We start from the raw sequence: 13,523 nt of genomic DNA, 5'->3' as shown, positions 1-13,523 counted from the left end.
ACACCTCAGTCATAGATCGCCTCCACCGTCCAGTGGCCGCCGGCCAGGGACAGCAGCAGCGCCCGGCCGTCCTCCAGCACCACCTGGAAACGGGCCCGGCGACGTGCCTCACCCGGTGACCACCAGCGCTCGTCCACCGGCCACGGACCGGCCCAGCCGACGATCGTCACCGTCTGACGACGGTCGATCCGCAGGACCGTGGGGTCGCCGGTCAGTTCCAGGCGGGCGCTCACCCCGACCGGGGCGCCGGTCCCGTCGTACACCACCGCGGGCAGCGGAGGTACCGGGACCACCGCCGGCGCGGGCCGCGGCATCCGTCCCGGCCACGGTGGCAGCGGCGCCGGCCGGGCCGTCTTACCGCGCCGCCGCTTCCGCCCCACCTCGATCATGGTGAAGCCGCCTCCCCCGGGCGTCTCGGTCACCGCGAGCTGCTCGATCACCGCGGGCTGCTCGATCACCGCGAACTGCTCGGCCGTCTCGGCCCGGTCCAGCAACGGGACCGTGTCGATGCCCGGAATCGGCTCTGTCTGCTCCGCGGCCGGCCGCTCCGGCTCCCGCTCGTCCCCCCACGGCACCAGCCGCACCTGATCATCCGGCGACCGCCCGCCCCCGAGTACCGCGGTCAGCACCGAACCCGGCCCGAGCAGCCCCTGCACCCGGCTGAACGCCCGATGCGCCCGCTCCCGCGCCTCCCCGGTCTCACCCCACAGCCCCGGTTGCATCCCGGCATGGGCGAGCACCCCGTCCGGCACCAGCCGCAGTCGCACCAGCCCCGCGGTCGGCCGGGGCCGCTGCCCGCGCCGGGCCCCGGTCAGCCACCCGTCCAGCTGCCAGCGCACCCGTTCGGCGATGGCCGCGGACGTCAGCATCCCGTCGTGCCGCCACACCCGGAACAGCTCCTGACCGTCCGCGGTGACCGCCTCGATCCCCAACCGGGTGCACGCCAGCCCATGCCCGGCGAGCCGCTCGTGCAGCCTCTCGGCCAGCACCCGCCCGGCGAACGCGGCCACATCCACCCGGTCCAGCGTCTCGTCGTAGGTCTCCTCGACCGCCAGATCCGGAGGCGGCTTACGCACCGCGAGCGGCCGGACATCCCCACCCGACGCGAGCCGGTGCGCCAGCGCCCCCTCGAACCCGAACCGGGTCAGCACGTCACCCGGCGGCAGAGCCGCAAAATCCCCGAGGGTCGCCACCCCGAGACGCTTCAGCAGGTCCGTGAGCTCAGGTTCTTCAAGGGCCTCAATGGGTACGGACGACAGGAACGCCCGGCTACCCCCAGCCTCCACGACTCGCCCGGTACGCGCGGCGATCCCGGCGGCGAACACTCCGTCCGCGATCCCGATCTGGCTCTCCACCGCACAGGCCAGCGCCACCTGCTCGACGATCCGCTCAGCGGCGGCCTCCTCCCCGCCGAAATACCGGGCCGGCCCACGCACCGCCGCGGCACACACGCCCGGCCGCAGCACCTCGACGCCCGCCACCACCTCTTCCACGGCCGCGACCACCGGCTCGAACGCCCGGGCATCCCGCCCCGGATCGTGCTCCACCACGACGAGCTGCGGACAGCGTCCCTGAGCATCCCGGCGCCGCAGCCCCCGCCGGACCCCTTCCCGCCGGGCCGCCTCGGAGCAGGCCAGAACCCGGTTCCCGGCGAACACCGCGACAGGTTCCGAAGCCACCACACCCGCCACGATCTCCGCGGCCACGACAGGCCAGTCCGGACACCAGACCAGCACCGTACGAACCCCCGCCTCCACCAGTCCTCCCCACTCCCGCCCTCACCACAGCCCACCGCCGCCCCACCGTCGACCTCTGGTAGCCCACCGCAGCCCACCGTCGCCCCGTGGCAGCCCACCGCATGCCACCGTCGACCTCTGGTAGCCCACCGCAGCCCACCGTCGCCCCGTGGCAGCCCACCCCATGCCACCGTCGGCTCTTTGGTGGGCTGTCGCAGGCCGCCCACGCGTGTACCGCGCACCTCATGAGAAGCGGGCGTACATGACTGCCGCATCGGAATCACTCCCGCCCTGCCGGTGGCGGGCAGACGGACAACGAGGCCGACACACGTTCCCTGCCCTCGGAAGACCTCACGGCATCGGCAGCAGACCGGGATCCCACCACCGGGGACGAACCACCATCGGGCCGCGGCCGCACCGACCCCACACCGTCCTCGGCCCGTGCAGGGGCAGGCGGAATCACGACGGAACGAACCGAGACACCCGGCATCCACATCGTGATCTGCCGTGGCCGGGCAGCCGCACCCCGTCCCTGGGCTACGACGGTGACCTCACGACGACGCAACCGTCCCCGGCCGGAACCGAGCCCCTCCCAGTGCCCCTCACCGACACGCAGGTTCACATCCGCACCGGCCCAGTCACCGAACGGCACCAGCAGACTCCCCCGCTGCCGGGCCCGAGCCGCCAACCGGCTGACGATCGACGACGACACCGGCCCGGGAACAGCCGCGACCACCACATCCACACCGTCGATCAGCGCGGCCACAACGGTCGGCCAGTCCGGCCCCGGATCGGGAACGAGCGCCAGCCGCTCCAGCACGATGCCGCTCTCCGCCGCGGCGACAGCCCCCAGCGAAGGCATCCCGACAACAGCGCACCACGACCCGTTCCGCGATGCGGCAGCAAGCAGAGCCAGCATCAGCGAGGTCCCCCCACCAGCCGAAACCCCTGCCGCCGCACCCGATCCTCCAGGCGCACCGGCCACCACCGACAGCCCTCGCCCACCAGCCACAGCAGACAGCCCAGCATTCCCCACCGACCCGGCCGCCACCACCGAACCGGGCGCCCCCGACAGCCTCGAACCGGGCAACCCGGCGCCACTGGGCAGACCGGCGCCACTGGGCAACCCGGCGCCACTGGGCAACCCGGCGCCACTGGGCAGACCGATGCCGTTGAAGAGATCAGCGCTATCGAGCCGAGGCGCGCTTGCGGGAAGAGGCCTACGACCCGGCGTCGGCACAGCGGCCGATGACCGGCCCAAAGCCGATGACCGACCCAGAGACGATGACCGGCCCGGAGCGGTCGTTGTGTCCGCTCCGGCCGGCGAGATGCCACGGCCTGCAGATCTGTCCAGCCGGGTCGACGTGCCCGCGCTGGATGCCCTGCCCGGGTTAGGCCGTGACATGCCCACACCGGTAGGCAGGATCTGTCCGTTGGCTACGGATACGGTGCTGCCCCGGCGCAACCCTCGTCCCGGCAGCAACCCACTCAACTCCGCCGCCACCGGCAGCATCCGGTCCACATCCGACTCGTCGGTTCCGCTAGCCGTGCGGACCAGTCCCACAAGGGCGTTCGCACCACTGATCATGCGCCCTGCCACGTCATGCCTCGCTTTGCTGCTCCCCGTCAAGCGCTACCGAACAGGCAACCCCCAGCCACGCGGACAGACCCTCACCAGCACCACTACAACCGACCCGTCATCCACACCACTCACCCTGGGAAGCCGGCGCCACAGTCGCCAAAGGACAGAAGCAACCGAAAATCCGTTCGAGCCGTAGACGACTCGAACCGGAAACCGCCCAACCAGCGGGCATCCCCAGGTACTCAAAGGCCCTCAGAGGTGACCGAAGCCGATCTCCGTCAAGGCGCGGGCCACACATTCCGCCGGACCCGCACGGACGCGGATGCTGCCGCCGACTCTGATCCGGTGGCTTCACAGCCGAACAAAGACGCGCAGCAGAGCACCGCCTCGTCAGCTGAACAGGCCGGCCCTCTCACCACTTGCCGAGAGGGCCGAGGGTCTACGGCCGTTGGAGGGCGGAGGGTGTTTACCTATGGGGAAGGACGCGGCGGACAAAGACGTCGAGGATGCCACCGCCGGAACCGAGCAAGGATGTGCGGTCAAAAACAACGACACCGGATATGCCGCCGCCAGGAACGGACGAGAACACACGGCCACAAACCGCGACACCAGATATGCCGCCGCCAGGAACGGACGAGAACACACGGCCACAAACCGCGACACCAGATATGCCGCCGCCAGGAACGGACGAGAACACACGGCCACAAACCGCGACACCGGATGTGCGGCTGGCGGGAACAGACGAGAGGGCGTTGCCGCAGGGTGTGAGCGACTATGCGCAGTCACCGGGCCGGATTGCGTGGTCCTGCGGGAAGGCGGAAGAGACGCGGCCGGGGAGGCGGATGCGGTCATGCGGCCAGTGAGCGTTGTCATGCGGCCAGTGGGGGCTGGTAGGAAAGACCCAGGGACGCCTGGACCACAGTGACGAACTGCTCGGCCGCACGTAGGAGGTCGTTGGCCTCGCGGGCACTCACCACGTGTGGGATGCCGGCCTCGGCGGCCGCGCGCTTGCTGGCGCCGAGAGCGAAATAGCCGGCCCAGTCGCTGAACTCGGGCGCGACCAGGACCAGCAGCGACCAGGCGCTGGTGGCGCGGGCTCGGCGACCGGGTGCGGAAGGGCGGGCACGCGCGGCAATCACCGCCGCGGCTGCCCGCAGGGCCGCCAGATGGGCCGTCGCGTAGCGCAAACCGTCAGGCGTGGTCCTCGCCGCCTCGATCAAGCCCTCGTGGGCGATCGCCAGCAATTGGGCGGGAGTGCGGTGGGGCAGCATGTGAGCCGGGACCGTGAGCGCTTCCACACGGGAGGCCTCACCAGCCGCCGGGCCGGACGTTGTCGAACTGGACACAGCCGGGCCGGACGTTGTCGAAGTGGACACCGCCGGGCCGGACGTTGTCGAAGTGGACACCGCCGGGCCGGACGTTGTCGAGCTGAGCACTGCCTGGCTAGGAGTTGCCGGACCGGGTAGAGGTGAGCCGGTGCGCGGGGTGTTGGTGCTCGCCATCGTCGTTTCTCCTCGCTCGTTCCGCATCCGACGTTGGTTGGTCGAACCGATCACTGCGGAGGAAGACGCAGCAGGCCGTGACCGGCCAAGCCGGAACCCGGGGCTCCGACGGGCGGTCGGGGCCCCGGTGGACGGCCCGTGGGCCGCCCGACGGCAAGCCGGCCAGGTGTGAAGCTTCCCCACACCACACCCGGCCGGCACCGCCGGCGGGTCCGTCGCCCGCCACCGGGGGTCGGGGGCAGCGAGCGACGGCCTGCCTGAACGTGGCCCGGACCCGCGAATGCCCGGACCACGTGTGCGGCGCTTCGCGGGCGCCACACCCGGGAGACGAGCCGCGAAACACGCTCCCGGAGTCGAACGAACACCCTTTCGAACATTCGTTCTAACTACCGCAGAGACTAACACCCCCCTACGACAAAAACGCAACCTTCGGGGTGCCGCGCCACCAGCTTTTTCGAACGGATGATCGACAGCACGTAGCGGCGTGCGTCACAGACAGCCGAGCGCCGGAGCTCTTCCCGCATATACCCCCCAGGGGTATTTTGGAGCCAGAGTGGAGGGAGAAGACCCATGACCGACAGCACGCACGGATCCGCTTCGTGGCGGATGGCGATACAGGCGACACTGCACTGCCTCACCGGGTGCGCCATCGGCGAGGTGCTCGGCATGGTGATCGGCACCGCGCTCGGCTGGAGCACCGGGTCCACCGTGGCTCTCGCGGTCGCGCTGGCATTCGTCTTCGGCTATGCGCTGACCATGCGGCCGCTACTGAGCTCCGGCATCGGCCTGCGTGACGCGCTGAAGGTGGCGCTCGCCGCCGACACGGTGTCGATCATCGTCATGGAGATCGTCGACAACACGGTCATGGTCGTGGTGCCCGGCGCGATGGAGGCCGGTCTGGCCAGTGGGCTGTTCTGGGTGTCGCTCGCGTTCGCTCTGGCGGTGGCCTTCGTGCTGACCGTGCCGGTCAACCGGTGGCTGATCGCCCGCGGCAAGGGCCACGCGGTCGCGCACCAGCATCACCAGAGTCACGGCCCACAACACCAGAAGTAGGACCGACAACACCAGAAACAGGACCGACAAAACCAGAAACAGGACCGACAACGCCAGAGACAGGACCAATAGCACCAGGAGCACCCAAAGCACTAGAGGATGGGGTGAACGGTGCGGCCGGGACAACGCCCGGCCGCACCGTCACCTTTGTGAACCGGTTACTTCAGCAGGGCCTTCATGGTGGCGATCTCCGCCTTCTGGTCGGCGACGATCTTTGTGGCTAGAGCCTTGGCCTCGGGGTTGGCACCGTTGGCGATCTGGGCCTCGGCCATCGTCACGGCACCCTCGTGGTGGGCGATCATCATGGTGAGGAACCGGGTGTCGAAGGCCGCACCGGTGGATTCGGCCAGCTTCGTCATGTCGGCGGCGGACATCATTCCCGGCATCGACTCGTGGCCGGTGCCGTGACCGTCGGCGTTCGTGACGGGTGGCAGGCCCCAGTCCGAGAGCCAGCCGGTCATGGTGGCGATCTCCGGGGTCTGTGCGGCTTCGATGGTGGCCGCCAGTTCCTTCACCCGGGGGTTGGAGGCCCGTTCGGCGGCGAGGGCCGACATCACGACCGCCTGCTGGTGGTGGACCGTCATGTGCTCGGCGAACGCCGCGTCGGCTTCGTTGAACACCGCCCCCGGGGAAGCCGGCACGCCGGCATCAGGAGAGGCTCCACCGGAGTGGCCTGCGGGCGCACCGGAGGAGCCGCCATTGTGGCCGGAGGACGCACCGGAGGAACCGCCGGCGGAACCGTCGGACGAATGATCGCCACCGCTACAACCGGCGACGGTGAGGGAGAGCGCAAGGAACAGGGCACCGGCCGGGAGGGCACGGCGCAGCAGCGTACGGGTCATCGGGTTTCGGGCCTTTCGCATCGGAGACGGACAAGCGGGCGACAAATCCCGCTATATGCGCATCACCGAGACCGAAGCCAAGCGTAAGCCGACGCCACGCCGAGGCGGCCCCCGCGAGATCACCCGCCCGGCGGAGGGCACCCGCATCGCCCCGAGCCCGCCAGCCCTCCACCACAGCAGCCAGGCCAGCAGCAACACCGCCACGGTCAGCCCGACGAGCACCGCCAGACAGACACGCCATGCCACACCGTGCCCGCCATCCGGCTCACCGCCACCCGACAAGAAGTCGATCACAAAAAGGCGAAGGGAGAAAACGCGAGAGGAGGAGACGTGCGGAAGGGAGGGTGAGTGCCACGAGCCGGCCGAGACGCGCGGAAGAGAAGGTGAGTGCCACGAGCCGGCCGGGACGGGAGAGAGGGAGGGTGAAGCCCACGAACCGGCCGGGACGGGAGAGAGGACCGAGACGGCCGAGACAGGCGAAAAGACCGAGACAGCCGAGACAGGCGAAAAGACCGAGACAGCCGAGACAGGCGAAAAGACCGAGACGGCCGAGACAGGCGAAAAGACCGAGACAGCCGAGACAGGCGAGAGGACCGAACCCGCCGGGACGTGCGCATGGGATGAGCCGGCATGACGCCCGTGCCCCAGCGTGTGCATGGCCGCCAACCCGACAACCGTGCAGGTCAGCAGCAACCACCAGGCAGCCCGGCGGGACACCGCACCGCCCACCGCCATGATCCGCACCCCATCACGGTACCCATGACCCGGCGCGGATCCGCACGGACGTGAATACGATGGCGGGATGGCGACGATCGTGGTCACCGGCGGCAGCTCGGGTGTGGGGCTGGCCGCCGCGAAGCAGTTCGCCGCGCGCGGCGACGAGGTGGTCCTGGTGGGCCGTGATCCGCGACGTCTCGCCGACGCGGTGGCGCAGGTGCGGCCGGCGGCGCATTTCCGCGCCGATTTCGAGAGCCTCGACGAGGTGCGGGGGCTGGCGGAGGAGTTGCTGGCCGGTTTCCCGAGGATCGACGTGCTGGCCAACAACGCCGGCGGCATGGTCGACGGGTTCCGGCGGACCGTCGACGGCTACGAGGCGACGTTCCAGGGCAATCATCTGGCCCCGTTCCTGTTGACGAGCCTGTTGCGGGAGCGGCTGCGCGGCGCCCGGGTGGTGAACACGGCGTCCCGCGCGCACATGCGGGGCCGTCCCGATCCGGAGCATCCGGCCGGTGATCCGGCGAGCTACAACAGCTGGCAGGCGTACGGGGCGGGTAAGTCGGCGAACATCCTGTTCGCCGCGGAGGCGGCCCGCCGCTGGCCGGATGTGTTCAGTGTGTCGTTCCACCCGGGTGTGGTGCGCACCAACTTCGGCGCGGGCCGGACGGTCCGGTTGTTCTACCGGTGGGCGCCGTTCCTGGTCACCCCGGAGAAGGCGGGTGAGCTGCTGGTGTGGCTGGCCACGGCCCCGGAGGCGGAGTTGGTGAACGGCGGCTACTACGTGGGTCACGCGCTGACGCGTCCGGCGCCGCACGCCCGTGACGCCGAGTTGGCCGGTCGGTTGTGGGAGGCCAGCGCCGAGGCGGTAAACAAGTAAGGATGCACAACCATCCGAATGTGATCGCGGTCCGCGATGCCCTGACGGCGGCCGGAGCGGACGCCGCCGAGATCGTCATCCTGGACGAGGCGGTGCACACCGCTCCCGCCGCGGCGGCCGCTCTCGACATCGAGGTCGGCCAGATCGCCAACTCGCTGATCTTCGACGCCGACGGTGAGCCGCTGCTGGTCCTGACGTCGGGCGCGCATCGGGTGGACACGGCGAAGGTGGCCGCGCTGCTGGGCATCGGCAGGCTGCGGCGGGCGACGCCGGAGTTCGTCCGGCAGCACACCGGCCAGGCGATCGGCGGGGTCGCCCCGCTGGGTCATCCGAAGCCGGTGCGGACCCTGGTGGATGTCGATCTGGAACGGTTCCCGGTGGTGTGGGCGGCGGGCGGCGTACCTCAGTCGCTGTTTGCCACGACCTATGCGGAGCTGGTCCGCGTCACCTCCGGAACCCCCGCCGTGGTCGCGTGACCGAAAAACCGCGACCGAAAACCGTGACCGAAAACCGTGACCGAAAACCGTGACTGAAAACCGTGATTGAAAGACCGTGACCGAACAGAGCGTCAGCCTGCACGTCTGGCGGGTCCCGCGCCGCGCCGTCGGCGCTGCCATGTTGCGCATGGCCTTCGCCGGGAAAGACCTGAAAAAAGTCGACTTCGGCAGATTCCTGGGTACGGGCACCGGCGCCACCTTCGGCCCGGGCGACACGGATCTGACCCGCTGGGCAGCGATAACCGTGAGTGACGCCCCGGTCAGTTTCCCGAAGTGGGACGCGATAGCCGAAAGGCATGCCCGGATCGACCTGGAACCGCTGGTGAGCCGGGGCGAGTGGGCGGGCCGCAACCCGTTCCGCCCGACGGGTCGTAAAACGGACGGCATGGTGGTGGCGCTGACCCGGGCCCGGCTGCGGCCGACGCGGGCTCTGCGGTTCTGGCGGGCGGTCCCGGCGGTGGCGCGGGAGGTGGCGGAGGCGCCGGGTCTGCTGGCCCGTTTCGGGGTGGGTGAGGCGCCGATCGGCTGGCAGGGCACGGTCAGCGTGTGGCGCAGCACGGCGGATCTGACCGCGTTCGCGTACCGTCAGCCGGAGCACCGCGCGGTGATCGCCCGCACGCCCGCCGACCGTTGGTATGCGGAGGAGCTTTTCGCCCGTTTCGCTGTGCGTGACCTCACCGGCGACCGCACGGTGCTGGGCTGGATCGACGAGGAGCTGACGGAGCGATGAGGCTCGTAGCTTGGCAGCCGGATGACCTGCTGCGCCGGCTCGACGACGTGGTGGCCGTCTACGGCGAGGCGATGGGATACCGCAAGGAGCTGCTGCAGACGCGGCGTGGCTACATCGGTTCGCACGTGCGGCGGCCGGGGTTCCGTGCGGTGGCGACGCTGACCGCGGAGGGCCGGCTCGCCGGTTTCGGCTACGGCTACACGTCCGCCGCCGGTCAGTGGTGGCACGACCAGGTGCGGGCGTCGCTGGACGAGCCGTCCCGGAAGTACTGGCTGTCGGACTGTTTCGAGGTCGTCGAGCTGCACGTGCGCCCGGTGGCGCAGGGTCACGGTGTCGGGGCCCGGCAGTTGCGGGCGCTGCTGGCGATGGCCGAGGGCAAGCGGGTGCTGCTGTCCACTCCGGAGGCTGACGAGCAGGTGTCCCGGGCCTGGCGGCTGTACCGGCGTTTCGGGTTCTCCGACGTGCTGCGGGACTTCCTGTTCCCGGGTGACGAGCGGGCGTTCGCGATCCTCGGGCGGGAGCTGCCGGTGGCTGAGGGAACGGTCAGCTGACCACGGTGCGTGCGGTTCCCTGGGTGCTGCTGGGCGGCCTGATCCTGGCCCAGATCTGCTACCCGCTGACCGAAGGCGGGACGCCGGCCGGCGATGGGACGCTGACCGGGGGCGAGACGAGGGCCGGCCTGACCGTGGCGACGGTGCTGATCGGTGTGGTGCTGTCGGTGTCGCACGCGTGGCTGTTCCGTGGCGGCCGGGCGGCGCTGGCGCTGGTGGGGACGGCGATGCTCGGCGGGTTCGCGGTCGAGGCGGTGGGGGTGGCGACCGGGTTCCCGTTCGGGACCTACGACTACTCGGGTCAGCTCGGGCCGAAACTGCTGGGTGTTCCGCTGATCATTCCGCTGGCATGGACGTGGATGGCGTGGCCGGCGTGGCTCGCGGCGCTGCGGGTGGTCCGGGGCCGGGCGGCCCGGATCGCGGTGGCGGCCGGTGGGCTGGCCGCGTGGGACCTGTTCCTCGATCCGCAGATGGTCGCCGAGGGGTATTGGCGCTGGCACGACCCGGTCCCGGCGCTGCCGGGGGTGCCGGGCATCCCGGTCGGCAACTATCTGGGCTGGCTGGGGTTCGCGATCCTGCTGATGACGGCGCTGGCGGCGACACGTGCCGCGTCGTCCCCGGCGCCGGAGGATCTGCCGATGCTGGCACTGTGGCTGTGGACGTACTTCTCCTCGGTCCTCGCCCACGCCGTCTTCCTGGACCTGCCCGCCTCCGCCGTGTGGGGTGGTGTCCTGATGGGCCTGGCCGTGCTCCCCCTGCTGAAACGCCGCACGACGTGACCCCCTGGCTCGTGCTGGTGCCGTTGCTGCTGCTCACCGTGCACACCGCGGTCAACGCGCTGCTGCTGCGCCGTCCCCGCCGCGACGCCACCACCACCGAACGGGTCGCGGTCCTGTTGCCGCTGCGCGACGAGGCCGGCCGGGTCACGCCCTGCCTGGAGTCGCTGCTCGCCCAGCGCGGCGTGCCGAACCTGAGCATCCACGTCCTCGACGACGGGTCCACCGACGGGACCGCCGGCGTGGTGCGGGCGGTCGCCGGTTCCCGGGTACGGCTGCTCGCCGGCGGGCCGCTGCCGGACGGCTGGCTCGGCAAACCGAACGCGTGCCGGCAACTGGCCGACGACGCCGGCGACGCGGACGTGCTGGTCTTCGTCGACGCCGACGTGGTCCTGGCACCGGACGCGATCGCCGGGGCGGTCGCCCTCCTCCGGGAGACCGGGGTGACGCTGCTCTCGCCGTACCCCCGGATCTCCGGTGCCGGACGCCTCGTCCAGCCGATGCTGCAGTGGTCCTGGCTCACGTTCCTGCCGTTGCGTCTGATGGAACGCTCGCCGCGCCCGTCGCTCGCCGCCGCCGGCGGTCAGTGGCTGGTCGCCGACCGGGCCGGATATCACCGGGCCGGCGGTCATGCCGCCGTCCGCGACGACATCCTCGAGGACATCGGCCTGGCCCGCGCGGTGAAACGCTCCGGCGGCCGGATCGCGCTCGCCGACGGCTCGCGCCTGGCCACCTGCCACATGTACGACTCCTGGCCGGACCTGGCGAACGGTTACAGCAAATCACTGTGGGCGTCCTTCGGGTCTCCGTCCGGCGCGGCCGCCGTCGTGGTCCTTCTCTTTCTCCTGTACGCCGTCCCGCTCCCGTTCCTCCTCGGACCCCGCCCGGCCGTCGCCACCGTCGCCTATCTGCTCGGTGTCGCAGGCCGCATGATCAGCGCCGTGGCCACCGGGGGCCGGCCGGGGGACGCGTTCGCCCACCCGCTCTCGGTGGTCCTGTTCGCCTGGCTGGTCGCCCGCTCGTTCCACAGGCGACGCCGTGGCCGCCTCTCGTGGCGGGGCCGCCCCGTATGACGGTGAGCGGGCAACCAGCCCGGCGGTCGCGCTGCGGCCGGGACTGTCGCATCGCTCGCGCGGGAGCCACGGGACGGGGATCATTCGGCGGGAGTGCGGCGCCCGTACCAGAGAAAGAGGGGTAACCGTGAGTGACGTCGTCGTGGTGGGAGCCGGAGTCGGTGGTCTTGCCGCCGCCGTGCGGCTGGCGGCGGCAGGGCATCGGGTGACGGTGCACGAGCGGGCGGCGGAGGCCGGCGGGAAGCTCGCGGTGTACGAACGGGACGGCTACCGCTTCGACACCGGGCCGAGTCTGCTCACGTTGCCGCAGGTCTTCGACGATCTGGAGCTGGGGTTGCGGCCGCGGCCGCTGGACCCGGTGGTGCGGCACGTCTTCCCGGACGGGGTGGTGCTCGACTCGTCGCCCGATCACGCGGTGTTCCTGGAACGGATCGCGGCGACACTCGGTGATGAGGCCGCTCGTGACTGGGAGCGGTTCTGGCGCCGGGCGGCCCGGATCTGGCAGGCCTCCTGGGAGTCGGTGCTGCAGCGGCCGGTGACGGCCGGGTCGCTGGCGCGGCTCACCTGGCGGGTGGGTGATCTCGCGGCGATCGCGCCCGGCCGGACGCTGCGTGGCCTGGGCCGTCGCTACCTGCGGGACCGGCGGCTGCGGATGCTGCTGGACCGCTACGCGACGTACACCGGCACCGATCCGCGACGCGCGCCGGCGGCGCTCGCCGCGATCCCCTACGCCGAACTGACGCACGGCGGCTGGTATCTGCCGGGCGGTCTGGGCACGCTGGCCGCGGCGCTGCGCGCGCGATGTGACGATCTGGGGGTACGGCTGGAGCTGGGCTCCGAGGTGACGGCGATCGAGGCCGACGCCGCGGTTCGCGGGGTGAGCCTGCGGTCGGGCCGTTTCGTGCGCGCCGACGTGGTGGTGTCCGATGTGGACGCGACGACGCTGTACCGGGATCTGCTGCCGAGCCCGGGCCGGCTGGCCGGGCTCGCCGACCGGAGCCTCGGCGGGTTCGTGCTGCTGCTCGGCGTGCGCGGGGACACCCCCGAACTGGCCCACCACACGGTGTTCTTCCCGCGCCGCTACGACGGCGAGTTCGACGCGATCTTCCCCGGCCCGGGGCGGCGGGCCCGGCCGGTCGACGATCCGGCGGTGTTCGTCACCCGGGCCGAGGATCCGTCGGTTCACCCGTCCGGCCGGGAGGCGTGGTTCGTGCTGGTGAACGCGCCCCGTCACGGAACCACGACGTCCGCTGTGGACTGGCGGCGGCCGGGGCTGGCCGACGCCTATGCCCGGCACGTGCTGGACGTGCTGGCCCAGCGGGGTGTCGACGTGCGCGACCGCCTGGAGTTCCGGGAGACCCGTACCCCCGCCGACCTGGCCGACTCGGCGGGCGCGCCGGGCGGGGCGATCTACGGCACCGCGGGCGGCCTGCTGCGCCCCGGCAACCGGGGCCCGGTGGACGGCCTGTTCCTGGTCGGCGGTTCGGTCCATCCGGGCGGCGGCCTGCCGATGGTGACCCTGTCCGCCCGGATCGTCGCTGACATGATCGGCCCCGCCACCTGAGGAACCGGCGTGATCGGTCCCGC

General features: G+C 71.2%; 13 protein-coding genes. 9 read left to right on the top strand and 4 right to left on the bottom strand.

Features of this window, described 5'->3' with window-relative positions:
- Positions 1 to 5: 5 nt before the first annotated feature.
- From ACFO0C_RS04610 to ACFO0C_RS04600, 3 genes are all read right to left on the bottom strand, one after another.
- Positions 6 to 1,760: a DNA polymerase Y family protein gene (locus tag ACFO0C_RS04610; protein WP_378065555.1), complete on the bottom strand. Its 1,755-nt coding sequence runs from the start codon at positions 1,758 to 1,760 to the stop codon at positions 6 to 8.
- A 256-nt stretch (positions 1,761 to 2,016) separates the two neighbouring features.
- Positions 2,017 to 2,826 (bottom strand): hypothetical protein, encoded by an 810-nt coding sequence (locus ACFO0C_RS04605; protein ID WP_378065234.1) that lies wholly within the window; start codon positions 2,824 to 2,826, stop codon positions 2,017 to 2,019.
- A gap of 1,361 nt (positions 2,827 to 4,187) precedes the next feature.
- Positions 4,188 to 4,589, bottom strand: a complete 402-nt coding sequence (locus tag ACFO0C_RS04600; RefSeq protein WP_378065233.1) for an SAV_6107 family HEPN domain-containing protein — start codon at positions 4,587 to 4,589, stop codon at positions 4,188 to 4,190.
- 801 nt (positions 4,590 to 5,390) lie between these two features.
- On the opposite strand from ACFO0C_RS04600, the gene ACFO0C_RS04595 reads away from it, so the two are divergent.
- Complete coding sequence (locus tag ACFO0C_RS04595) at positions 5,391 to 5,873, top strand: DUF4396 domain-containing protein (protein WP_378065232.1); 483 nt, start codon at positions 5,391 to 5,393, stop codon at positions 5,871 to 5,873.
- 158 nt (positions 5,874 to 6,031) lie between these two features.
- On the opposite strand, the gene ACFO0C_RS04590 is transcribed toward ACFO0C_RS04595, so the two are convergent.
- Positions 6,032 to 6,715 carry a DUF305 domain-containing protein gene (locus ACFO0C_RS04590; RefSeq protein WP_378065231.1) on the bottom strand — a complete coding sequence of 228 codons (684 nt, stop codon included), beginning with the start codon at positions 6,713 to 6,715 and terminating at the stop codon, positions 6,032 to 6,034.
- Positions 6,716 to 6,770: 55 nt separating this feature from the next.
- On the opposite strand from ACFO0C_RS04590, the gene ACFO0C_RS04585 reads away from it, so the two are divergent.
- The 8 genes from ACFO0C_RS04585 to ACFO0C_RS04550 all read left to right on the top strand — a co-directional run bounded on the left by ACFO0C_RS04585 (position 6,771) and on the right by ACFO0C_RS04550 (position 13,500).
- Entirely contained in the window at positions 6,771 to 7,349 is a 579-nt protein-coding gene (locus tag ACFO0C_RS04585) for a hypothetical protein (protein ID WP_378065230.1), read from the top strand.
- Between the two features lie 168 nt (positions 7,350 to 7,517).
- A complete protein-coding gene (locus ACFO0C_RS04580) occupies positions 7,518 to 8,309 on the top strand; it encodes an SDR family NAD(P)-dependent oxidoreductase (protein WP_378065229.1) in 792 nt (263 codons plus the stop codon).
- Between the two features lie 2 nt (positions 8,310 to 8,311).
- Complete coding sequence (locus ACFO0C_RS04575) at positions 8,312 to 8,785, top strand: YbaK/EbsC family protein (protein WP_378065228.1); 474 nt, start codon at positions 8,312 to 8,314, stop codon at positions 8,783 to 8,785.
- A 139-nt stretch (positions 8,786 to 8,924) separates the two neighbouring features.
- Positions 8,925 to 9,536, top strand: a complete 612-nt coding sequence (locus tag ACFO0C_RS04570; protein WP_378065554.1) for a monooxygenase — start codon at positions 8,925 to 8,927, stop codon at positions 9,534 to 9,536.
- The gene (locus tag ACFO0C_RS04565; protein ID WP_378065226.1) at positions 9,533 to 10,087 is read left to right on the top strand and encodes a GNAT family N-acetyltransferase; all 555 of its coding nucleotides are present in this window, start codon (positions 9,533 to 9,535) and stop codon (positions 10,085 to 10,087) included. Before ACFO0C_RS04570 ends, ACFO0C_RS04565 begins: the two co-directional genes overlap by 4 nt.
- Before the next feature lie 5 nt (positions 10,088 to 10,092).
- On the top strand, positions 10,093 to 10,866 hold the full coding sequence (locus ACFO0C_RS04560; RefSeq protein ID WP_378065225.1) for a carotenoid biosynthesis protein: 774 nt from the start codon (positions 10,093 to 10,095) through the stop codon (positions 10,864 to 10,866).
- Positions 10,863 to 11,936, top strand: coding sequence for a glycosyltransferase (locus ACFO0C_RS04555; protein ID WP_378065224.1), 1,074 nt, complete (start codon positions 10,863 to 10,865; stop codon positions 11,934 to 11,936). Before ACFO0C_RS04560 ends, ACFO0C_RS04555 begins: the two co-directional genes overlap by 4 nt.
- A gap of 127 nt (positions 11,937 to 12,063) precedes the next feature.
- The gene (locus tag ACFO0C_RS04550; RefSeq protein ID WP_378065223.1) at positions 12,064 to 13,500 is read left to right on the top strand and encodes a phytoene desaturase family protein; all 1,437 of its coding nucleotides are present in this window, start codon (positions 12,064 to 12,066) and stop codon (positions 13,498 to 13,500) included.
- Positions 13,501 to 13,523 lie beyond the last annotated feature (23 nt).

The sequence above is a fragment of the Actinoplanes subglobosus genome (genome assembly GCF_042650585.1).
GTDB classification, from domain to species: domain Bacteria; phylum Actinomycetota; class Actinomycetes; order Mycobacteriales; family Micromonosporaceae; genus Actinoplanes; species Actinoplanes subglobosus.
The sequence above is the reverse complement of the archived record's forward strand: the minus strand, read 5'-3'. Positions and strand labels throughout refer to the sequence as shown.